This window comes from Rugamonas sp. GW822-FHT03B10, assembly GCF_058801745.1.
The window spans coordinates 40,456-59,265 of sequence record NZ_JBXANP010000020.1; the positions used below are offsets into that span (position 1 = coordinate 40,456).

Sequence of the window (18,810 nt, forward strand, 5' to 3'; positions counted from 1 at the left end):
CAGTTTTAGACTGCATTTTCGGCACTGCGTCCCGTGACAGCGGACGAGCGGTCAGCCTGGGGGTCCTTCACTCGTGGCCTCGCGCACGAGGGTGGCGTACCTGTCAAAAGCAGGTTTAATTTTCTCCCGAATATGCTTGAGGTGGACATAGATATGCTGGCGGTGCAGCCCATGGTCTGCGGCCACAACGCTAACAGGCATCTTCAGAACAAGCACATCGTGCAGCGCGCTTCGCATCTTGTCCGTGTCGATCCTGCCTACGTCCAGGATGGCCGCCAGCATGTCGGCCGTGAGCGGATAATCCATTTTTTCCATCTGGTATACTTCCTTCTCCTGTCGAGTCCTCGATAGCGTGGCGCGGCGGCGTCGGAACCGCCGCGCCACACCTCCTCATCCCTTCACGCGGCCAGCCGCTTTTCCAACTCCTGCATGTGCGACGGTAACGGCACGTTGGCCAGGAATAGCAGTTTGGCCGCCGTGCCGTTGACGCCATCGCTCGTTTTCTGCATCTTGCCTAATACGACGCAGCGCTTTGCCCACATCAGCGACACCTTGCGCGCATCGACCTTGGCCAGAGGCTCGAGCCGTTCCCACACTGCCAGCTCCGGCTTGATAATCCCTGTCTCTGTGCGGCCGTGGTCGACCAGGTGGCCGTGGAACAGGGCGCAGCGGGCGAACACCGCCAGCGCTTCGAGCCACACCGCGTGGCTGATGACGAACCGCTCGCGCATGTCGAACGCCGAGATCTCGCCTGCCATCATTTCGCGCCAGTATGGCACGTGCTGCTCGCACGCTTCAAAGAAGTGACGCAGGAAGCCGTCGAGTGCATCGAGTTTTGTCTTGTCTAGCTCGCCGATATTCTTTTCGGTGACACCGGTCAGGATCGACAGGAATTTCTTGAACGCGATCAGGCTCCACAGCTTGTACGATTTGGCAGCCACGCTGGAATTCTCCATGTCGATGCGCTGGGATACGCCTGGCAGCATGTCGATCACCGACAGCGCCCACGCATTGAACGGGTTTCGCCGATCGTACAGCGCATTGATGGCCGAAGACGGTTTGACCTGGCGGCCGTTGATGTCCGCGAACATCTGCTGCGAGCGCTTCAGTCCCTGGTCGAAGAAAAGTGTCACCGTCACAGTTTCGTTTGCCAGGTGCGGCTTTTCCTTGATAGCCAGCTCAATACCGCGGCGTCGATGCTGACCATCGTTGATGAGCAGAGTTGATTCCATTGGGATATGCAAGAGACCAAGGCTGCCGGCGGCACCGGGAATATCGACCGGTTCGAACGCCATGTCCGCCGACACGCTGGCGGTCAGGGCGGGCAGCACGTAGTCGGCCGGATTTTGCACCACGTACTCTCCGATCGCTTCGGCGCGCCGCTCGCTCATCACGCGCTGGGCGCGCAGTTCGGCCGGCACCACGTCTTCTTCGTCGAAACGGAACAGCCGCACTAGCGCACCGTAGGGCACCTGCGCTGCGTAGAAGGCGCGCCCGGCCTGCGTGCCGGCGACGGCAGGGAAGGTATAGCTGAACTGGCTGCGCTCAGCCTGCAAGGTCGCGGATACAGCTCGGATGCGAGCAGTGCTTTCAGCCTGCGCAATCCGTTTGGCCCCGGCCCGGTCCAGCTCCGCTTCGGCACGATCCTGATAGCGAGTGCGCAGTTCGTCCAGGCCCAGGCCGATCTCTTCCAGGAGCCAACCGACAGTTTGATCATCGGTTGCCTTGTTGCCATGCCAGATCGGGTCGATCACGCATTTCATGATGTACAAGGCGTTGTCGTCGTAGCGCTTGGCCAGCCACTGGTCGGCCAGCTCGACGTGCACGCTGCCCTTGGCCAGCGCCTTGTCGATGGCCACAACGCCGAATCTGGGCTTTCGCGCGCTGGTCACACCATTCTTGCTGTTGGCCTTGTCGCAGCGCTCCTGCGCGTTGAAGCTCTCAGTGTGCATCGAAATGATGCTGCCTTTCTCAATGTTGAACGTGTCGGCCAAGTAAGCCGTGCTCAGGGCGATCACATAGTGTCGGTCTGCCATAAATCTGTCCTCGATGTGTTGGGTGGCGCGCCGCTATGGTCGGAAAGGGCGCGGTGGCGGGTAGCCACGGTTCACATCATCGCCGCGCCTCGGCCGGCTGTCAATAGATAACTATTGACATCTCTACGAAAAAGAGCGTGACAGGTCTTTGGGCAGCCACTGAGCATTTTTGTTTACTTAGCTCAGGCTAAGTAAACAGTTGCTTTTTACGGGTATATTTATACCGGACTTTGTACCTGAACTTGCCGGGACGGGTTCCCTCTCTTTCACTACGAAAACGAGCAGACGGCTGGCATGCAGGCGACGGGTAGCGGCTGGTCAGCAACGGTTTAATTACCGCCTGCGCCGCCCTAGCCAGCTTTTTGGGGTAAGTTATTTCGAGCAAAATCAATAGCTTACATGTACTTTGGGTATTTTCACACGAGTCCCGACCGTCCTCGCCTACACAAAAACGCTTGTTTTATTTCGTATCGTATCGTATCATACATTGATATCGTATCGTATCGATACGATATGCACCTCAACCAGACAGGAAACCTCATGGCCCGCCAAGCGACAATTACCCAGGAACACGTCAACGCCATTTGCGACAGGCTCCGCGCCGGCAACATCACCCCGTCGCCACGCAAGATCCTTGATGTCCACGGCAGCGGCAGCCTATCCACCATTACGCCCTTGTTCAAGAAGTGGGAGGCAGGTCAAGTCGTGTCGGCCGACGCCGGCAAGGTCACGCTCCCAGAAGAACTGACGAGCATGATGGTTAGGGTCATTGGCCAGCAGCTGGCCGCAGGCAAGGCCGACCTTGAAGCCAAGCTGGCCGAGAGCGAGCAAAACAACGCCGACTTGGCGCGCGAGGGCGAACGTCAGCTGGCCGAGATCGACACGCTGACTGAGCAGCTGGAAATCGAGCAGCAGGAGCTGGCCACCGTGCGCGGCCGGTTGGAGCAGGTCGACGCCGATCTGGTCACGGCACGCGACGAAGCCAAGCGCGAGCGGGAAGGGGCCGAGAAAGCGAGAACGGACTTGGCCAAGGCCGAACTGCGGCTCGAAGCCATGCCGCGCCTGGAGGCTGATCTGGTTGACGTGCGGGGCGTACTGGACGACGAGCGTGCCAAGCGTATCGCTTTTGAGCGCGCCGCCGCCGTATCGGACGCCCACCAGGTGTCTCTTACCGAGCGCCTGCAGGAAGAGAAGACCCGCGCCGAGGCGGCCAGCGCCGCACTGCAGCTGGCGCAGGACCAAATGGCGCAGATTCAGCAGCAGTCACAGTCGGCTGTGGCCAAGGTGCAAGAGCAAGCGCAGACGGCGATCGCGGCCTTGAACGAGACTCTGGCCAGCGTGGACCAGGCCCGCATCGAGGCCGAGCAGCGGGCCGCCGTGCTGGCCGCCCACAACGAGGACGTTACCGCTCGCCTGCAAGAAGGTGTCGAACGTGCCGAGCAAGCCGCGAGCGCACTGCAAGAGGAGCGCAGCACCGTCAAGCGCCTGCAGGAGAGTCTGACCACTTCCCGCGTGGCGGTGGAAACGGCCAATGCCCATCTTGACGCGGCACAGCGGCAAGCCGTCAGCGCCCGCGAGGACACGGCGGCGGCGCGTGCCGAAGCCCGCAAGGCGATCGAGGAGGCCGCAGAACTGCGCGCTGCGGCCGAGCTGCGCAAAAAAACCGAAACCGCCGATGGCGTTGTCGGTGGCAAGGCCGGCCAGAAGTCTTCGAAAAGCTAACCTGTAACCGGATAAAAACATGGCCCGCAAACGGATCGAGCTGACCGACGCCCAATCGCAGGCCCTGGCTGACGCCATGCCTGCCATCATAGCGCGCCACCCGGACGATGCACTGAACTGGCGCACCTTCGTGGACGACTTTATCCGCGCCGTTCATGCTACCACCGGCCAGACCTACAGTCCGCTGGTCTACCGCCGGTTGCTCGATGAATACGCGCCTGGCCGGACACCAGCAACGGACACGTTCGAAAGAGCCAAAAAGGAACTGGTGCGGGAGCTGGCGGGCCAGGCGCGCGCCGCCGAGCAGTTGGCCGCAAAGCCGAGCGCAGTGCCGGGCCAGGATCTGGCGTTTTTGATCGAAAAGGCGCTGGCGCGCGTGCTGGCCCGCGCCCCGCACCACAGCCCTGAAGCCGAGCAGTTGCGCGCCCAGTTTGCGTACCTGCAGGCTCAGCTAGCCGACGCCGAAAAAACGGTACGGGAAGTGCGCGGGCAGGCCGCCCGCCTCGCCGGCGAGCTGCTGGCCGCAACAGAGATCCGCGCTGCAATGCAGGAGCAGCTGGCCAGCACCAATGCGGCCCTGGTCGCGCAAACGGAACGGGTCGGGCAGCTGGCCGAAGAAAGCAAAGGTGCGCGATTGTTCGCCATGAACGCGATCGACGCAGTGCGCGGCGAGACTCGGGCCGTCCAGGAACGGGTTGTCGACCTCGAAGCCCGGCTCAAGCGCGAGCAGCAAACTGTCGAAACCTATCGCCAGTTGGCCTTCCGTGCCGGCGGCGCACCAGGATCAATGGAGAAGGGGTAGAGCATGAATAAAATCACGCCCGCCGGCACCGCCCAGGTCGACCTGCTGAGCCACAACCCTGAGCCTGGCCACGGCTTAGGACCGGTACTTGACGACTGGGAGGCGGCGGAGGTCTGGCTGGCGGCCGTCGCCCGCAAGGCCGAGAGCAAAAAGGCTGGTTCCACGTCCACGGTCGACACGTACCGCTACCACATCGCAAAGCTGCGGTGGTTCTGCGAAAATATCATCATGGTTACGCCTTCGCGCTGGACTATGCGGGAGGTTGCCGCATACTCCGCTTTTCTGGCCAAGCTGCCCGCCGCGGCACTACCGGACGACGCCGGCCAAAGCACGCCTTTCAGATCGCAGCCGACTGCCAGCAGTCAATCTGACATCCTACGCGTGGCCCACGCAATGTTCGCAGCGTGGCTGAAAATGCGCTATATCCGATTGAACCCCATGGCGCTCGAAGGAGCTCCGCGCAGGCGTAACGCCAACCCGCAGCGTGCCGTGTCTCTCGATCTATACGACTTGGTGTTGGAGACGATGGCTGCACGCGGAAGGAACGCGTTTGCCGGCCGCCAAGTGCTTATGCGCGACCGCTTTATTTTTGAACTGCTACGCGGACTCGGCCTGCGCGCCAGCGAAGTTGTGCAGGCGAAGATGAGTGCTTTTCGGCTAGAGGCGATGCCCGGCACTGGCGATCGGTACCGGATCTTCGTGGTTGAGGCAGAAACGGCAAAGGGCGGCGTCGAACGCATGCTGCCGGTGCCAGTGGCCGTGTGGAGCGCGTTATGCGCCTACAGGGCCGCCTATGGCCTTCCCGAGGTTATTGCCGAGGGCGAGAAGACCCCCTTGCTACTGTCCGTCCGTACCGCACCCATTGTCATCGCGGGGAAAAATTTGCGTAGAACGGCTGATCGACGTTATTTCGGATCGTGGACTGCCGTTAAGACTCGGCAGGGCCTGTACCGGATCGTCAAGGACCGACTGGCCGCCACCGCAGACGCCTTGTATGAAGCGGGGCGCTACGCCGACTCCGCCAACCTGGAAGCTGCGTCGCCCCACTGGCTGCGTTCAACTTTTGCGCGCGCTGCTCTTATGACCGGCCCAGGCCTGCTGCGCGATGTAGCCGCTTTACTGGGGCACGCCGACATCCAGTCGACTCTTCCATACACCGCCCCTGCTGTACTGTCCATCGTGGCATCGCTCGAGCAGATCCGGCCGGGGGCGATCGCGCGCGAGGGCACGGCGCCGATGGCTAGTCCAGCGGATACCTCTTGTGACTTTCCGAAATAGATGCGACGTTTTTGGAAAAAGGCGCGACTGGCTTTTCCGAGGACTGAGGCTGGGCCTGTGTTACGCTAGAAAAAGAGTCCATCATCGGACTAGCTCTGAATGCAACCTGTTTTACGCCTATTCAGAGGACCACCATGCCACAAGCCGCCGTCTTGAAGCCGGGCCAGTACCGGCACCTACTCCGCGTCACTAAAGCCACCAGCCGCGATCCAGAGCGCGATATCCTAGTCCTGCTACTCGGCATCCACACGGGTATGCGAGTGTCTGAAATCGCGCAGATCGAGGTCGGCGACGTGCTATTTCCGTCCGGGGCGATCCGGGCAGAAGTGTCCCTCCGGGCCATCATCACGAAGGGCCTTCGGCAACGGTGTATCTATCCAACAAACCGGGACTTGGTGGCGGCGATTGATGACTACCTTGCGCTACGCGCCGCACGGCGCTGGCGTATGAGCGATGACCCGAAGCGGTATCGTGGCCTTCGGCCAGACAGCGCGCTGGTGCTCACCTTCAAGGGCTATCGCTACTCAATGAACACCAAGCGTCGAATCAACAGGGCCGGCGACCAGGTCGATTACGCGGCTTGCGATGCACTGCAAGCGCACGTCTCGAAGCTGTACCGCGATGCGGGGATCAAAGGAGGCAGTTCGCACAGCGGCCGTCGCACGATGGCGTCAAGACTCTTGGCCAACGGTGTCGAGCTGGGCACCGTGCAACTGATGCTGGGGCACGCTGAACTGGATCATGTTGACCCATATTTGGAAGTCGATAAACGAAAACTTCGGCAGGCATTTGCAGAGGTGATATGATACTCATTGGGTACGTAACGAATACTAATATGACTACGACAATGACGCAGCAAGAATTTCTCCGCGATGCAAAGGCAAAGCTTGGTCTGACCTGGCCCGAATTTGCCAAGCGCATCGGCGCGCCAGAGACTACGCTCAAGAAATGGGCGTTGCCAGATGACGCTGAAAAAAATGCGAGGGAGATGCCTTCGACCATGTGGGTTCTTCTGCGCGAAATCCTTGCGCATGAAGCCTTAAAAGGCAAACATGAACGCCTTTTGAAGAAGGTCGAAAAAATAACTTGACGTACCCAATGGGTACTATATAATCTAAGTCATGGGATGCGCAATTATGCGCCCCGAAACCAAAGGGTATGACGATGGACGATGTGATGAAAGGCATGTACGTGCGCGGTATTGAAAATCTGCGCGGCCTGCTGCAAAAAATTGGCCGCCACGAGTTCCGCGCTTTCGGCTACACCGCACAGCTGCGCGAGTACCGCGCCATCGTTCGCCAGGCGTAAGGAAAACGACATGAGGCGATTGCACACACCAGACCTGAAATCGGGCGACATCATCCAATACATGGGCGGTACGTTCCAAGTCGGCGCGCTGCAAAACGTGGACACTACCCAACCTTTCCCTGAATTTCAGTTCGAGACGATCGTTCTAGAAATGGGTAAGACGATGCGCAGTTTCGGCTACCGCAAGGAGTTCACCGTGCGCGGCAATAAGAACCATGTGTGGAACGTAATCCGCACGAACTAACCGGGAAGCCGAGCCTGTGAAACTACCGCACATACCAAGTCCATGCCGTGACTGCCCGTTTCGCAAAGACACTTTGCAGGGCTGGCTTGGCGAGGACAGGATGGCAGAAATTCTGGAAGCAGACTCGTTTGTCTGCCACAAGAAAACGGACATGCAGTGCGCGGGGCACATGCTTGTGAATGGCGACAGGAACGCGTTTGTGCGGCTCGCTGCCCGGCTGCGAATTGCGCTGCACCTGACAGGTGCTGAGCAGGTTTTCGCCAGCCAAAAAGCGTGCATCGAACACCACAAGAACTGAGAAGGAAAACGATATGTCTCTTTCTAGCGATGAAAAAGCCTGGAGAGCTCGCTGCGCCGAACTGACCACCCGTGAACAGCGAGTCTATCAGGCAGCGATTGATCAGTTACACAGCTTCGGCGTATCAGCTGCAGAGGACGAACGCAAAGCGCGTCTAGAAGCGGCCTTGGTGCGCTACCTGATCGAGTCGCGTGACAGCAAAACTCCGTAAAGGAAATCGATCGTGAAAACCATTATTCTGAAATCCCGCACCATGTACTTTTACGCGCACGCTCATCGTGACACTTTGCTGACGCTGCTGGCACAACGTCTGGTGAACGCTAATGCAACTGACAGCGCCCTGGTGCAGCAGGCTGTCGCCGATCTGCGCGCCTAAGAGGAAAATCAGCATGACGACAAACGCACCATGTGGTGCAACCGCATCGGCCGGTAGCCGACGACCAAAGGAGACAATTATGTTGGGTTGGAATACAAGTGCCACTAAGAAAAAGCGTGACGAGCAAGCCCCACTAAAGATTATCGCGGTCGTATTTCTTGTTCTCGCGGTGGTCCTGTTCGTCACTCATTTCTGGCCTGCGGTTCCATATCTTCGTTAAAGTACCGTCCCTGCTCACTAAGAATTCAAGGAAAATAACGCGATGTCCAAATTGAGCGAAATCGTCACCGCAGCACCAGAGCATGAACAGGGCTGGCGTACGCTGTGGCACCACTACTGCGAAGGCCATTTGCCCGAGAAGACGACGGCTGCCACGTGGCGTCGGATCGTTGACCCAGCATCATCCATCGGAGCCTTGGTAGCGACGATTGACGGCGCAGTTGTCGGGTTCGTCACGTTCGTTGAACACGAAGGGACGTGGGAGACGACGCCGCTCTGCTACGTCGAGGACCTGTATGTAGAGAAGTCCTATCGAGGCGATGATACCGGCGTCGCAAAAGCGCTGGCCGGGGCGTTACTGGCCCGCCTTGAGGCCGGAGAGTGGTCCCGCCTGTATGGCATTACCAGATCAGATAATGTCGTCGCTCAGCGGTTGTATCGTGGCTTCGCCAAGGGTGAGCCGTACTTGCGCTACGTCCTGCGGAGAGCCGCATGAAGCTATTTCGATCCATTGCTGTCACGCTCGGCGCGTTAGCGTTGTTTGCTGCCGGTTTAGCGTTTGACACTTGGCTACACATCGGCAGCTTCGATGATTGTCAAGCTGCTGGGCACTCAACAATCGTGTGCGTAATGCGGATACTGTGATCCAAGGAAAACGCATCGTGAACGACAACCATCTTGACGACAAGATCCTGGCTGCGATCCGCGGTGGTCACGGCAGCCGGGAGAAGCTGATGCAGATTGAAGCGCTCCGCATCAACACCTGGGCGGTAGTTGGGGAGCGCCTGAGTGTCCTGACGAAGCGCGGCGCGCTCATCGCTAGCAAAGCCGGTTGGCGGCTGGCAAAGTAACCGAGGAAATTTCTGTGAGCGAATTTAAGAACACGCCCGGCGAGGCCGCGCAAAAGGAACCGGCGATTTGGGCTAAGGTTGGCGGCGGCGGTTGGTACGCTATTCCGCCGAGCATGGCCGATTCGTTCCGTAAAGCTGGTGCCGAAGTGCGCCAGGCACATGAACTGCCGCAATAGGGAAAACGGTGCCATGAATTTCAACCAGGTGATGGCGATCTACCGAAGCGCGGTCGATCAGTCGGCAACGGCCGCAGAAGGTCGCGATTGGTGGAGCGAAGTTCAGGTCGAGGTCGAGTCCGTCATCGCAGCGCCGACGAAGGCCTCTGCCGCGGCGATTATCGCTTGGTGGATGTCCGAGTACGAGTGGGTGCAGTGTGGCGACTCGCCGTCACGCGCCGCCGGCCGCATCCGCCAGGTGGCGAAAACTGTTTTGAAATAGCCCGGGGAAAGTTTGTATGACTAAGTATAAGATTAACGTCGCATTGTCGTTGATACTGCTAGGAGGGTTTCTGTTTCTGGCCGTGCAGGGTGTCCGAATGGTGCAGGCTTCGACTACGAGGGTTTCTCGTATCAATGAGGACATCAAGCGCGAAATGCCTGACGCCGGCCGTTATCTCGACAGGTGGTTGGTATGCTACCGTAGTGCATCTAGCGCAAAGGAAGTTCAGCAATGCGATATTGCGATTCAGCTGGCTGCAAAATCGACTGGGCAAGAAGATCTTGTAGCCGTGGCGCTGGAACGGCAACGTGATAAGGTGTGGGCCACAAATAGCCGTAGCAATGTCGGCTGGCCCTTCACGCTGATCTACGAGAACTGACGTTGCTAGGATCGGAAAAATTAGGCGGGTAATCCATGAAACTGACTGAAGCGCAGCGCCGTGTGTTGAAGTGGCTTGGGCATGGATGGGAGTCAGAGCCGGGAGCTGGTATGGCCATTCACGTCAACGGTAAACGCATCTGCAACGTCGACACGATGCACGCCCTTTCACGACTTGGGTTGGTCGAGCAAAAAGAGGTCGACGGCCGCACGTCCATCGGCGAATGGAAGGCAACGCAAGCTGGCCGCAACATCGCGAGTCAGCTTTGCCTGTAAACACCGCATGGAAATTAAAGAAGCTGGAGTAGTTATCCACAGATTCTGTGGATAGATCAATTGCCGACCACACTTGCCGCCCGCAGTTGAAGGAACACGTCGGTGTGCCTAAGTTTTGAGCGATGCGGTATTTGGCTTCGCCTCGAGTCGTCTTCTGGCTGCAAAAAATTCACTCATGCGTTGGCGCTCGTTCAGATGTCGAACCTTGGTCCTTACCAGTGGAAGTAGAGGCGTCGCGAGCAGCATGCAAAGCGCTCCGAATAGCATCGCAACCAGTATCTGGAATCCTGGCCACCGCCCTGATGCGAACTTCAGCGCAAGCAGCAGCACCGGAAGCGCAGCCGCCGCTTGCAACCAAGTCTTGAGCCCAGGCAGCGTTATCGCCGCGACATCCAGCAACGTCGCATCCACCTCGATGTCACTGGCTGCGGCATCCAGCTTCAATTTTTCCATGTCGACCAGGTGCGGCTCCCACTGGTGCTTGTAGCGAGTGTCGTTCATGTCGCTTAGCACTTGGTCCAGCGCCGCAAATTCGGCTGGCCAGCACTTCTCTACGGCGATACCGTATGCCTCCATCAGATGGCGTATAAGATTGAGCGCCTTCACACTTTCAACAAATCGTCCATCGAGAACAGCAAGGCATGCGCCACCAAGATTGAAGATCCGAATGCGATCGGCTGCGGGGTAATCCTCTTCCGACACCAGCGCGGGAATGTGCGTTATGTCGCGCTCCTTGAATAGGGCAACCCGGTTCTTACCTTCGTGTGCAAGGATGATCCCAAGTGGTTTGATGTGGGTATATTGAGGGCATTCCGATTCAACGTGCCCTGGCGTAGATGATTCAAATGCGGCAGTTGTTTTTTCGAGGACGCGCAGCTGCTGGGCGTCGTCCAGATTATGTGGCCACCAACGCCAGCTCTCGCCGATCACTTGCGCCGTTGGCACTAACGTCTTGCGTCGAGTGCCGCATGCTCTTGCTTCTGAGCGAGCATGCCGAAAGAACGGCAATACCTGTGTCGCGAAGCAGTGCGGGCCAATGCTGCGATGACCCTGCCAATCAGGAAACAGCTGACCGACGATGGTGGTGCCGGCCATGGTTCTGCCTAGCTGATCGATTTTGTCTTTCGTCGCCACCAGGTTAGCGGCCGCAGCGATGACATCAGGCGTGCATGTGAGTTCAAGTTGTGGGGGGGTGTTCGAAAGTATCATTTTGATCCCGAGTTTGATTTCTGTGTGGCAACAAGTTTAACCTAAATTTGGATAGCGGCGGCGCGCCGTCTATTCTTGACGTAGGTGCACACGTGCACCTAGAATGCCATTTGTGAGATTGGATGTAATCTCAATCTCTTCCCTCCATCAACAAATTTCAGCATTCAGCACATGCCACCTAAGACTCCAGTGACTACAACGACAGTGCGTGCCGGGCGCGTCCAGAAGGTTGACAACGGAACTGCGCTTCGAAACCTGATCGAGGCTGCCGGAATTACGCAGGTCAAAGCCCTTGACTTGATCAATGAAGGGCAAGCGTTTCCAATTGCGCAGAGCACCTGGAAGTCTTACCTAGCTGCCGCCGACAGTGTGCGCCGGCGGCCCTGTCCGGACAAGGTCCTTGACCATGCCATGGACGTGATTATTCCTGAAGGTAGAACATGAAGTCGTTGGCTGTGGGCTTGTTCAGGCTTGCGGTATCGCTGTGTGTTCTCGCATTCGCCTTCGTTGCCGCATTCCGCGTAATGGGGGCGATGATGATTTATGACGACGCGCAGATCCGGCTCGACGAGCCATGCCCGGTTCAGCAGACATCGGAGGGGGTGTGTCTGGTGCGGGGAAGTCTAGGGCACACATTGGTGTCCGGGGATGCCGAGATTACGTTGAAGGATGGGACAACCTGGATTGTACCGGCCGCCAGCGTACGCAGCACCATGTTCGAGAAGCGCGTGGTGCGCTATGAGCCGTTCGGCAAGGTCCTTTCTGGCGCTATCGGATTCGCGGTGCTGGTGTTGGGTGGTCTTGTGGCGCTAAGTATTCCGGGATGGCGGCCGAGCGGGCGTTTCAAGAAAACAGGGCGGTAGATCTACAGATAAAAAGATTTTAAGAAAAAAACAAAAAAAATCTTTCAAAGTAAAAATCTTTGGCGTACACTGGCGTTGTACTTAAAGCGAAGCCCGCTGCGGCTGTAACCGGAGCGGGCTTCTTTCAAATTCAGACTGAACGGAGTGTGAAATGAATGACGCCAATTTTACCGGTATTCGCATGAAAAAGGATGACTGGAACCGCCTCCCTGCCCACTTTCGTAAAGTTGAGCGCGAGGAGGGCTTGATGGTCCTCGCGGGAGGTAACTGGGCACCTGTCCTGATCGTTGATTAACTGTGGCCGGTAGCGAAGATTTGGCCCGCGACCCCTTCAATTTCTGTCCTAACGTTTCCCATCCAGGACACTATAGAGTTCGGTTTTGGCGTGAAACCTATGAACCTGAATCGCCAATTGAAAATTGACACTGCATCCCTCTTATCTGTCCTTATTTGTTTTTTTCGATTTGGCCAGAATAAAGCAGCAGTGCAATGGAATTCGCCAAACTCAACTCATTTAGGAGATATCGATGGAACGCGACTGGGACTTAGTTGAGCGGCTGTCCCGCCTTGAGGATTGTGTTGTTGTAGGCGTAGTCGAGACAGCTGCATATACTGGTTTTGCTCCTGCCACTCTGCGCGGGCGGGGCGTCAAAGGCTTTCCAGCACCAATTCCGGGGCCACGGCACCTGAAGTGGAGCCTCGGCCAATTGCGTGCTTGGGCTAAGGGCGCAGCGATTGCCGCCCCCACGTTGGTAGAAGCCCTATCAACAGCGGAGATGAAGATAGGGGATAACGTGCAGGCTAAGCGGATTCAAACCGGACGCAAAGAGTCTTCTACAAAAAAAACTCCGGTAGCCGCAGAGTCTAACTGTTTGCCAGCAGTGGTAATTCGTACGTCATTTGAGCTGGAGAAGAGTCGAGCTGACGTGAGACGGCTTCGTGATCTATTGGTGAACTTGAACGCTTCCTATAAGGAATCCCATTGGGCGCTGATTAGCAGGACAAAGAAGGCGTTAAGCCTGGCGATAGATGGGGTCGCTTACTATCAAAGGGAGTTGAACGTGCCATACAAAGTTATCGCTGCCGAGCTAGGTGTTTGTGCGGGAAGAGTTCAGCAGCGGATCGCGAAGCGACGTAGGATGGTGAAGGGGATGCTTGCCGATTTGCCGAATGAGTCGAACCTCGGCCAAGTCAATAAAAATCACCTGGCTTGCGCTGAAATCGAGCGTAGGGCTGATGAAACAATCATCGGGCTCTTCCTCGCAGTACCTTCTCGTGGAAAATAAATTCAGTTTGAGTTACATATGAAAAAATACGACATTAACGTAGACGAGCTCCGCCTTCCTCCCCACTCCATCGAAGCCGAACAGTCGGTTCTCGGAGGCCTCCTTCGGGACAATAACGCCTGGGATCGCATCAGCGGCCAGGTTAGCGCCGGTGACTTCTACAGGTACGATCATCGGATTATTTTCCAAGAGATGATCAAGTTGATCGCATCCAGCAAGCCGGCGGACGTCATCACAGTGCATGAGCAACTGGTACTACTTGGTAAGGCTGACGATTTCGGCGGCCTGGCGTATCTCAACGACATGGCGCAGAGCACTCCGTCTTCTGCGAATATCACCAGGTATGCAGAGATCGTTCGAAATCGTGGCGTCCTGCGTAACCTAATCACTGCTGCCAATGAGATCTGCGACGACGCGTATCGGATGCGTGACGAGGACGTATCAGGGCTGTTGGATCAGGCGGAGGCCAGGATTCTGGCCATCGCCGAAGATCGTTCGCGCGGTACCGACGGCGCTGTGGCGCTTCAGCCCTTGTTGACCGAAGTCGTGGAACAGATCGATGCCCTATATTCACGCGACGATCCGAGTGAAATCACCGGTATGCCGACAGGCTTTACCGATCTCGATAAACTCACATCTGGTCTTCAAGACGGCGACCTGGTGGTGGTGGCTGGACGCCCCGCAATGGGGAAGACTGCCTTCGCCGTCAACATCGGCGAGAACGTGGCTGTGGAAGCTGGGAAGCCCGTCGTAATCTTTTCGATGGAAATGGGCGGCACGCAGCTTGCGCGCCGGATCCTCAGCTCTACTGGCAAGCTGGACCAACAACGCTTGCGTAGTGGTCGCCTCGATGATGATGACTGGCCGCGGTTAACGCACGCAATCCAGAAGCTCAACAATGCGCAAGTTTTCATTGACGAGACGGCCGGCCTCAGCCCGATCGAATTGCGTTCGCGTGCACGCCGCCTCGCACGCAAGCATGGGAAGTTGGGGCTTGTTATCGTCGACTACCTGCAGCTGATGGTCGGCAGTAACAAGGACCAGGGAAAGCCGGAGAATCGCGCAACCGAAGTGTCGGAGATCTCGCGTGGCCTAAAGGCGCTGGCCAAGGAGCTCAAATGCCCCGTGATTGCGCTGTCGCAGTTGAATCGATCGTTAGAATCACGGCCGAATAAGCGCCCGATTATGTCCGATTTGCGCGAGTCCGGCGCGATCGAGCAAGATGCTGACGTGATCATCTTCCTATATCGCGACGAGGTCTACAACCCGGACTCCGAAGACAAAGGCACCGCCGAGATCATCATTGGCAAGCAGCGCTCGGGTCCTATCGGCACAGTGCGACTGACCTGGATGGGCGAGTACACCAAGTTCGCCAACTACGGCAGTATGAGCCGGCTTTCGGTTTGATTGGTAACGCGCGATGATATTGGGCAGCGAATGGACGGCTTTTCACTTGACTCCACGTGGCTGGGAGGCGGGAGACAAACAGCGCGAATTCGCGCCTATGTTGAGTCGGCCGGCTCCTCCGGATAGGCTCCTGAGCGTAGTCAATAAGGTTTCGCGACAAGAGTTCGGCACCGACGAGCTGGTCCAGCGCGAAGTATGGCGGACACCGGATTCGACGCAAGTTGAATCGGCACTAGCGCGGTTCGGCGCTGCCCCGAAGAATTTGTAGTGGGAATTCACTTAGCGGTTTATCCCCTGTTCGATCCCACGGCGGTCCAGATTGACGCGGTAGCGATCCGCCAGAACTTGGAGGTCCAAGGTCCAGTCGAACATCGATCGAACTTCATGGACCTTAAAGGCGTGTTGCGTATACGCAAGGGCCTGCGCCGGCGTGATGCTATTCACTGAGGCCAGCCACGCGATCACCTGTTGTCCCCGGCCAATCTTGAGGGCAAGACCAATATGCTTCACCTCGTGGCATTCCGGACACAGAGAGATGAGTCGTTCGAGCCGTTGAACGGCTTTGTGATCGTCGTACGTCCACACTTCGTGGCACTCCACCGGATGCGTGTCACCGCGCCGGCCGCACAGCTCGCACTGGTGGCCAGCTGCCTTAAAAACTTCCGCCTGAAGGCGATCCCATGTCGCCGGTGAGACATTTGAGCGGACATTGCTATACCAGCAAGTGGTCGGGACAAGCTCGATCGTTAGCAGCATCATAATTGCGTATTGTTTGTTATTGAGATATGCTCCGGAACCAACACGAACGCCAAATACCAATGGCATCTACATAATATCAATGCTAACATAGGCAAATGAAAGTCAACTCAGAATTGGAAGATTTCGCGCGCCAAGCAGGGTGGTTAGGGTTCCTCCGGGAAGCCCGCAAAGTAACTCTGCAGAGCCTGGCGGTTGCCCACGCTACCCAGCGTAGCAACCTTTCCGCATTTGTGACCTCGCAAGGTAAGGTGCGGAACATTTCCCCGGACAAGATCCGTGCTGTCCTGTTCGATTTGGGGGTGCTGCCAGACGGGATGTTGTCCCAAGGCTTACATCGTTGGGTGGCGGAAAAATCCACGATACCGGCGATGTGTTCGATGCTGGCCCTAAATCAGTTTGAGCGATGCCTCATTTTGGATTTGGGGAGCAAGTTTGCGTTTTTGGTGGCAAAGGTGGTGGATGGGATCCTGATCTTTGGTGAACTGGAAGCGAAGGGCGAAGAAGAGTGCGCTGGAGATCTGGTTGAGCTGCTGAAGGATGGGTTGGGTGGATTTGCTGAAAAAGTAAATGTGATTGCGCTTGATCGGATAGGTGGCGCGCAGATGCAGACTTTGTGGATGACAAAGGATGATTCAGTTGTCCAGGAGCATTTGTTGTCCTTATTAGGGTGATTTGGGTCTGCCTTTTAGGCAGTGATGATGTTGTGTGTTGTGTCGAAAATCGAAGGAAAAACTGTATGGCTTCCGCAAATCGTCTGAAGGCTAACGAACTGGTGATGTTGGTGGCCGGACTGCTCAATTTGGATGTCGAACTCATGGCACGCGTCGGCAATTTGCCGGTGCGGAATCTGAGGTCCTGGCTCGCCGGCAAGAAGGAGAACCTGCGGCCGCAATCCATCGTGAGCTTGTTGACGTTGCTGGGCCTGAAGGTGGACAAAACGATTTCGTTGGATCCCAGCAGGGTGCATTTCTGGACCGTGCATGACGGGATGTTCGCTCGCGGCAAGAAGGCCTACCGCGCGCTGAGCTCGCTGTCGAAACTGTTGGCCGGCAGCATGATCACTGAAGTGGTCCCGCAGAAAGGACGCGGCGGCGTATTCAACCGCCAGTCGCATTACCTGGTCATGGGCGATGGCGTGCGCGTGGTGATTACGCTGCAGCGCGGCCTGTTTAAGCGGGCGCGGATCAATCCTGACGTGATCAAAGGGGCGAGTTGGCGCGACGACACGGATCACCATTCGATCACGACGGGCTGGTCGTTGTGGACGCATCTGAAGGAGCGCGACCTGACGACCCATGAATTCGATCGCATGTTCTGGCAGAAGGATGCCAGCACCGGGTGGGGAGACGTGTCGCTCATGGCGCGCGAATTCGGTGTCACCCCATCGGATGTGTCTGCCTGGATGGTGTCGACGCATGGCGGCGCTGCCGCAAACGAGGCTCCATTGGGTGAAGAAGAAGCTGGCATCGACATCGACGGTGGCGGGCAGCTTTTCCTGCTGGTGGGCGGCGCTGGCCGCCGCGCTGCGTAACTGGAGCAATAGACAATGCTCCCAAATTCGTACAAGGAAGCCCTTAAAGGTTTCAAAGACCAGGCGGCTGCTGTATCTGCGCAGATCGCAGGGCAAGACAAAGCGGTTTCCCGCAAGGCGCTTCTTGAAGCGCAACAGCGGATGGCCGCTCATCCTTTGGCGTCGAAAGATATTTATCGTGTGCTGATGGGTACAAAAGACGCTCAGCTGAATATCGACACATTGGATGAGGAGCGCTTGATGCAGGAGCTCGGCGCTGACTATCTCGCCCAGTTCGCATCAGTTTGACGAAGAAAGTAACTATGTCGATTCGTGATAATCCACATCCAAGGACTACGGCGCAAATCAGTCGCATTGCGGGTTACTGCGGCCGTAGCGTTATCGATGATGTACGTCACGGGCGGCTGTCGATCCGCGCTGCGGACGTCCTGACTCATTTGATCGAGCACGGCAAACTGAAGACGGGTGAAGTTGCAGCTCTGGTTCCGTATGGATTCGCGGTGAAGGCTCCACGCGGTCATGTGATGGATATTCGTCGAACGCTGCTGGAATTGGTGCGAAAGGGGCTGCTGCTGGAGGATGCCAGCGCAAAGACCTCTGCTTGGACCACCACGCCAACTGCGACGCTTTAAAGGGAAACGCATGCCTCGATCTTCGAAGCCTCCTCGGCTTTACCTGGTGCTTTTGCTGGTTCTGGTGCCGATTCACGTTTTCGTGGTCGTCTACGCATTCAACATGAACACAATCGCATGGGCGGAAACTGGCCGGATGATGGGCGGCGGTGGTGCTGCAGATCCGGACTTGATGAACAGGGCTGTGCGTGTCGGCTACCAGTTCTACAAAGGCACGTTCGCGCTCTTCGCTCTCGAATTTATGATTCTGGTGGCGGTGTTCATTAAATTGCGATCGCCCGAGGTTGATACGGTGCCTGAGGTCGACGTCGACATTGACCAAGAGCACGCGCAGTCGATATCCGCGCGGCTGGCGGCGACGGCGGCCGCCGATGAAGTGATGCTTCCGGAGCCGGTCGCGCGGTTGATCCGCGAAGCGCGAGATCTTTACCCTGACATGATCCAACAGAAAGGCACATCATGAGCGAAACTACCAGGGTGCTCCATTTGACGGACAGGCAAATCCGCATCCTTTGCGAAGGGATGAAGCTGGTTCAGCGAAACGCTGCCGGCGCCGACGAGCTTGCGACGGCGGAGAGGATGCTGCTGCATTTCCAGCAGGTGGTCGGCGCAGCGGGCGAAGACGGGGACGCGCGAGACGAACGAGGGTCGGTGGGATCGGGCGTAATGCCTGGCGGTCAATCCCATCAGGATAACCCGCAGCGGCCCATGACAAAGGAGCAGATGCAGGAGCGCGTGCGGTTGCTATCGGACGAGATGGATGCGAACGAAGAAGAGAACCGCACGATGCAAGCGGAAATTGATGAGTTGTACGCGAAGATCGATGCCAGCCCCGCCGCCGAATAAAACTGCTTGCGGCAGGTGCCAGGCTGGAGATGGAGTGCCCGGCGTGGACGA

General features: G+C 57.4%; 30 protein-coding genes. 26 read left to right on the top strand and 4 right to left on the bottom strand.

Translation table 11 applies throughout. The annotated features are described in order from the left end of the window. Window positions 1-51 precede the first annotated feature (51 nt). Together AC1RQG_RS23770 and AC1RQG_RS23775 are read right to left on the bottom strand one after the other, a co-directional pair. Complete coding sequence (locus AC1RQG_RS23770; RefSeq protein ID WP_493135179.1) at window positions 52-315, bottom strand: hypothetical protein; 264 nt, start codon at window positions 313-315, stop codon at window positions 52-54. 83 nt (window positions 316-398) lie between these two features. Then, on the bottom strand, window positions 399-2,036 hold the full coding sequence (locus AC1RQG_RS23775) for a DNA sulfur modification protein DndB (protein ID WP_493135181.1): 1,638 nt from the start codon (window positions 2,034-2,036) through the stop codon (window positions 399-401). A gap of 513 nt (window positions 2,037-2,549) precedes the next feature. On the opposite strand from AC1RQG_RS23775, the gene AC1RQG_RS23780 reads away from it, so the two are divergent. From AC1RQG_RS23780 to AC1RQG_RS23855, 16 genes are all read left to right on the top strand, one after another. Then, window positions 2,550-3,758 carry a DNA-binding protein gene (locus AC1RQG_RS23780; RefSeq protein ID WP_493135183.1) on the top strand — a complete coding sequence of 403 codons (1,209 nt, stop codon included), beginning with the start codon at window positions 2,550-2,552 and terminating at the stop codon, window positions 3,756-3,758. A gap of 19 nt (window positions 3,759-3,777) precedes the next feature. After that, a complete protein-coding gene (locus AC1RQG_RS23785) occupies window positions 3,778-4,560 on the top strand; it encodes a hypothetical protein (protein ID WP_493135185.1) in 783 nt (260 codons plus the stop codon). Window positions 4,561-4,563: 3 nt separating this feature from the next. Next, window positions 4,564-5,838 (top strand): tyrosine-type recombinase/integrase, encoded by a 1,275-nt coding sequence (locus AC1RQG_RS23790; RefSeq protein WP_493135187.1) that lies wholly within the window; start codon window positions 4,564-4,566, stop codon window positions 5,836-5,838. A 134-nt stretch (window positions 5,839-5,972) separates the two neighbouring features. After that, window positions 5,973-6,644, top strand: a complete 672-nt coding sequence (locus tag AC1RQG_RS23795) for a tyrosine-type recombinase/integrase (RefSeq protein WP_493135189.1) — start codon at window positions 5,973-5,975, stop codon at window positions 6,642-6,644. 41 nt (window positions 6,645-6,685) lie between these two features. Then, the gene (locus AC1RQG_RS23800) at window positions 6,686-6,928 is read left to right on the top strand and encodes a hypothetical protein (RefSeq protein WP_493135190.1); all 243 of its coding nucleotides are present in this window, start codon (window positions 6,686-6,688) and stop codon (window positions 6,926-6,928) included. A gap of 68 nt (window positions 6,929-6,996) precedes the next feature. Next, the gene (locus AC1RQG_RS23805; protein ID WP_493135192.1) at window positions 6,997-7,146 is read left to right on the top strand and encodes a hypothetical protein; all 150 of its coding nucleotides are present in this window, start codon (window positions 6,997-6,999) and stop codon (window positions 7,144-7,146) included. 10 nt (window positions 7,147-7,156) lie between these two features. Beyond that, window positions 7,157-7,390: a hypothetical protein gene (locus tag AC1RQG_RS23810; protein WP_493135194.1), complete on the top strand. Its 234-nt coding sequence runs from the start codon at window positions 7,157-7,159 to the stop codon at window positions 7,388-7,390. 16 nt (window positions 7,391-7,406) lie between these two features. Then, window positions 7,407-7,688, top strand: a complete 282-nt coding sequence (locus AC1RQG_RS23815; RefSeq protein ID WP_493135196.1) for a DUF6283 family protein — start codon at window positions 7,407-7,409, stop codon at window positions 7,686-7,688. Window positions 7,689-7,701: 13 nt separating this feature from the next. Beyond that, window positions 7,702-7,899, top strand: a complete 198-nt coding sequence (locus tag AC1RQG_RS23820) for a hypothetical protein (protein ID WP_493135198.1) — start codon at window positions 7,702-7,704, stop codon at window positions 7,897-7,899. 12 nt (window positions 7,900-7,911) lie between these two features. Continuing rightward, window positions 7,912-8,064, top strand: a complete 153-nt coding sequence (locus tag AC1RQG_RS23825; RefSeq protein ID WP_493135200.1) for a hypothetical protein — start codon at window positions 7,912-7,914, stop codon at window positions 8,062-8,064. A gap of 262 nt (window positions 8,065-8,326) precedes the next feature. Further along, the gene (locus tag AC1RQG_RS23830; protein WP_493135202.1) at window positions 8,327-8,779 is read left to right on the top strand and encodes a GNAT family N-acetyltransferase; all 453 of its coding nucleotides are present in this window, start codon (window positions 8,327-8,329) and stop codon (window positions 8,777-8,779) included. A gap of 166 nt (window positions 8,780-8,945) precedes the next feature. Further along, entirely contained in the window at window positions 8,946-9,134 is a 189-nt protein-coding gene (locus AC1RQG_RS23835; RefSeq protein ID WP_493135204.1) for a hypothetical protein, read from the top strand. A 14-nt stretch (window positions 9,135-9,148) separates the two neighbouring features. Beyond that, the gene (locus tag AC1RQG_RS23840) at window positions 9,149-9,310 is read left to right on the top strand and encodes a hypothetical protein (RefSeq protein WP_493135206.1); all 162 of its coding nucleotides are present in this window, start codon (window positions 9,149-9,151) and stop codon (window positions 9,308-9,310) included. A 13-nt stretch (window positions 9,311-9,323) separates the two neighbouring features. Next, window positions 9,324-9,572: a hypothetical protein gene (locus AC1RQG_RS23845; RefSeq protein WP_493135208.1), complete on the top strand. Its 249-nt coding sequence runs from the start codon at window positions 9,324-9,326 to the stop codon at window positions 9,570-9,572. Between the two features lie 16 nt (window positions 9,573-9,588). Beyond that, window positions 9,589-9,951 (top strand): hypothetical protein, encoded by a 363-nt coding sequence (locus AC1RQG_RS23850; RefSeq protein WP_493135210.1) that lies wholly within the window; start codon window positions 9,589-9,591, stop codon window positions 9,949-9,951. Window positions 9,952-9,986: 35 nt separating this feature from the next. Further along, window positions 9,987-10,226, top strand: a complete 240-nt coding sequence (locus AC1RQG_RS23855) for a hypothetical protein (protein ID WP_493135211.1) — start codon at window positions 9,987-9,989, stop codon at window positions 10,224-10,226. Between the two features lie 108 nt (window positions 10,227-10,334). Here AC1RQG_RS23855 and AC1RQG_RS23860 read toward each other — a convergent pair whose 3' ends face one another. Beyond that, window positions 10,335-11,321: a hypothetical protein gene (locus tag AC1RQG_RS23860; RefSeq protein ID WP_493135213.1), complete on the bottom strand. Its 987-nt coding sequence runs from the start codon at window positions 11,319-11,321 to the stop codon at window positions 10,335-10,337. A 554-nt stretch (window positions 11,322-11,875) separates the two neighbouring features. Here AC1RQG_RS23860 and AC1RQG_RS23865 point away from each other — a divergent pair. The 4 genes from AC1RQG_RS23865 to dnaB all read left to right on the top strand — a co-directional run bounded on the left by AC1RQG_RS23865 (window position 11,876) and on the right by dnaB (window position 14,991). Next, complete coding sequence (locus tag AC1RQG_RS23865) at window positions 11,876-12,298, top strand: hypothetical protein (RefSeq protein WP_493135215.1); 423 nt, start codon at window positions 11,876-11,878, stop codon at window positions 12,296-12,298. Window positions 12,299-12,449: 151 nt separating this feature from the next. Continuing rightward, complete coding sequence (locus AC1RQG_RS23870; protein ID WP_493135217.1) at window positions 12,450-12,593, top strand: hypothetical protein; 144 nt, start codon at window positions 12,450-12,452, stop codon at window positions 12,591-12,593. 232 nt (window positions 12,594-12,825) lie between these two features. Continuing rightward, window positions 12,826-13,584, top strand: coding sequence for a hypothetical protein (locus AC1RQG_RS23875; RefSeq protein WP_493135219.1), 759 nt, complete (start codon window positions 12,826-12,828; stop codon window positions 13,582-13,584). Window positions 13,585-13,602: 18 nt separating this feature from the next. Then, window positions 13,603-14,991 (top strand): replicative DNA helicase, encoded by a 1,389-nt coding sequence (dnaB, locus tag AC1RQG_RS23880; protein ID WP_493135221.1) that lies wholly within the window; start codon window positions 13,603-13,605, stop codon window positions 14,989-14,991. Between the two features lie 279 nt (window positions 14,992-15,270). Here dnaB and AC1RQG_RS23885 read toward each other — a convergent pair whose 3' ends face one another. Continuing rightward, entirely contained in the window at window positions 15,271-15,816 is a 546-nt protein-coding gene (locus tag AC1RQG_RS23885; protein WP_493135223.1) for an HNH endonuclease, read from the bottom strand. A gap of 29 nt (window positions 15,817-15,845) precedes the next feature. On the opposite strand from AC1RQG_RS23885, the gene AC1RQG_RS23890 reads away from it, so the two are divergent. The 6 genes from AC1RQG_RS23890 (at window position 15,846) to AC1RQG_RS23915 (ending at window position 18,759) form a co-directional block, all read left to right on the top strand. Next, on the top strand, window positions 15,846-16,421 hold the full coding sequence (locus AC1RQG_RS23890) for a hypothetical protein (protein WP_493135225.1): 576 nt from the start codon (window positions 15,846-15,848) through the stop codon (window positions 16,419-16,421). A gap of 65 nt (window positions 16,422-16,486) precedes the next feature. Continuing rightward, the gene (locus tag AC1RQG_RS23895; protein WP_493135227.1) at window positions 16,487-17,281 is read left to right on the top strand and encodes a hypothetical protein; all 795 of its coding nucleotides are present in this window, start codon (window positions 16,487-16,489) and stop codon (window positions 17,279-17,281) included. A 15-nt stretch (window positions 17,282-17,296) separates the two neighbouring features. Beyond that, on the top strand, window positions 17,297-17,569 hold the full coding sequence (locus AC1RQG_RS23900) for a hypothetical protein (protein ID WP_493135229.1): 273 nt from the start codon (window positions 17,297-17,299) through the stop codon (window positions 17,567-17,569). A gap of 14 nt (window positions 17,570-17,583) precedes the next feature. After that, window positions 17,584-17,913 (top strand): hypothetical protein, encoded by a 330-nt coding sequence (locus AC1RQG_RS23905; protein WP_493135231.1) that lies wholly within the window; start codon window positions 17,584-17,586, stop codon window positions 17,911-17,913. 10 nt (window positions 17,914-17,923) lie between these two features. Further along, complete coding sequence (locus AC1RQG_RS23910) at window positions 17,924-18,376, top strand: hypothetical protein (protein WP_493135233.1); 453 nt, start codon at window positions 17,924-17,926, stop codon at window positions 18,374-18,376. After that, window positions 18,373-18,759 carry a hypothetical protein gene (locus tag AC1RQG_RS23915; protein WP_493135235.1) on the top strand — a complete coding sequence of 129 codons (387 nt, stop codon included), beginning with the start codon at window positions 18,373-18,375 and terminating at the stop codon, window positions 18,757-18,759. Before AC1RQG_RS23910 ends, AC1RQG_RS23915 begins: the two co-directional genes overlap by 4 nt. Window positions 18,760-18,810 lie beyond the last annotated feature (51 nt).

Bases quoted from the DNA above. Each gene is read 5' to 3' on its own strand.
- AC1RQG_RS23770 (WP_493135179.1), bottom strand. From the start codon at position 315: ATGGAAAAAATGGATTATCCGCTCACGGCCGACATGCTGGCGGCCATC.
- AC1RQG_RS23775 (WP_493135181.1), bottom strand. From the start codon at position 2,036: ATGGCAGACCGACACTATGTGATCGCCCTGAGCACGGCTTACTTGGCC.
- AC1RQG_RS23780 (WP_493135183.1), top strand. From the start codon at position 2,550: ATGCACCTCAACCAGACAGGAAACCTCATGGCCCGCCAAGCGACAATT.
- AC1RQG_RS23785 (WP_493135185.1), top strand. From the start codon at position 3,778: ATGGCCCGCAAACGGATCGAGCTGACCGACGCCCAATCGCAGGCCCTG.
- AC1RQG_RS23790 (WP_493135187.1), top strand. From the start codon at position 4,564: ATGAATAAAATCACGCCCGCCGGCACCGCCCAGGTCGACCTGCTGAGC.
- AC1RQG_RS23795 (WP_493135189.1), top strand. From the start codon at position 5,973: ATGCCACAAGCCGCCGTCTTGAAGCCGGGCCAGTACCGGCACCTACTC.
- AC1RQG_RS23800 (WP_493135190.1), top strand. From the start codon at position 6,686: ATGACGCAGCAAGAATTTCTCCGCGATGCAAAGGCAAAGCTTGGTCTG.
- AC1RQG_RS23805 (WP_493135192.1), top strand. From the start codon at position 6,997: ATGACGATGGACGATGTGATGAAAGGCATGTACGTGCGCGGTATTGAA.
- AC1RQG_RS23810 (WP_493135194.1), top strand. From the start codon at position 7,157: ATGAGGCGATTGCACACACCAGACCTGAAATCGGGCGACATCATCCAA.
- AC1RQG_RS23820 (WP_493135198.1), top strand. From the start codon at position 7,702: ATGTCTCTTTCTAGCGATGAAAAAGCCTGGAGAGCTCGCTGCGCCGAA.
- AC1RQG_RS23830 (WP_493135202.1), top strand. From the start codon at position 8,327: ATGTCCAAATTGAGCGAAATCGTCACCGCAGCACCAGAGCATGAACAG.
- AC1RQG_RS23845 (WP_493135208.1), top strand. From the start codon at position 9,324: ATGAATTTCAACCAGGTGATGGCGATCTACCGAAGCGCGGTCGATCAG.
- AC1RQG_RS23850 (WP_493135210.1), top strand. From the start codon at position 9,589: ATGACTAAGTATAAGATTAACGTCGCATTGTCGTTGATACTGCTAGGA.
- AC1RQG_RS23855 (WP_493135211.1), top strand. From the start codon at position 9,987: ATGAAACTGACTGAAGCGCAGCGCCGTGTGTTGAAGTGGCTTGGGCAT.
- AC1RQG_RS23860 (WP_493135213.1), bottom strand. From the start codon at position 11,321: ATGGCCGGCACCACCATCGTCGGTCAGCTGTTTCCTGATTGGCAGGGT.
- AC1RQG_RS23865 (WP_493135215.1), top strand. From the start codon at position 11,876: ATGAAGTCGTTGGCTGTGGGCTTGTTCAGGCTTGCGGTATCGCTGTGT.
- AC1RQG_RS23870 (WP_493135217.1), top strand. From the start codon at position 12,450: ATGAATGACGCCAATTTTACCGGTATTCGCATGAAAAAGGATGACTGG.
- AC1RQG_RS23875 (WP_493135219.1), top strand. From the start codon at position 12,826: ATGGAACGCGACTGGGACTTAGTTGAGCGGCTGTCCCGCCTTGAGGAT.
- dnaB (WP_493135221.1), top strand. From the start codon at position 13,603: ATGAAAAAATACGACATTAACGTAGACGAGCTCCGCCTTCCTCCCCAC.
- AC1RQG_RS23885 (WP_493135223.1), bottom strand. From the start codon at position 15,816: ATGCCATTGGTATTTGGCGTTCGTGTTGGTTCCGGAGCATATCTCAAT.
- AC1RQG_RS23890 (WP_493135225.1), top strand. From the start codon at position 15,846: ATGAAAGTCAACTCAGAATTGGAAGATTTCGCGCGCCAAGCAGGGTGG.
- AC1RQG_RS23895 (WP_493135227.1), top strand. From the start codon at position 16,487: ATGGCTTCCGCAAATCGTCTGAAGGCTAACGAACTGGTGATGTTGGTG.
- AC1RQG_RS23900 (WP_493135229.1), top strand. From the start codon at position 17,297: ATGCTCCCAAATTCGTACAAGGAAGCCCTTAAAGGTTTCAAAGACCAG.
- AC1RQG_RS23905 (WP_493135231.1), top strand. From the start codon at position 17,584: ATGTCGATTCGTGATAATCCACATCCAAGGACTACGGCGCAAATCAGT.
- AC1RQG_RS23910 (WP_493135233.1), top strand. From the start codon at position 17,924: ATGCCTCGATCTTCGAAGCCTCCTCGGCTTTACCTGGTGCTTTTGCTG.
- AC1RQG_RS23915 (WP_493135235.1), top strand. From the start codon at position 18,373: ATGAGCGAAACTACCAGGGTGCTCCATTTGACGGACAGGCAAATCCGC.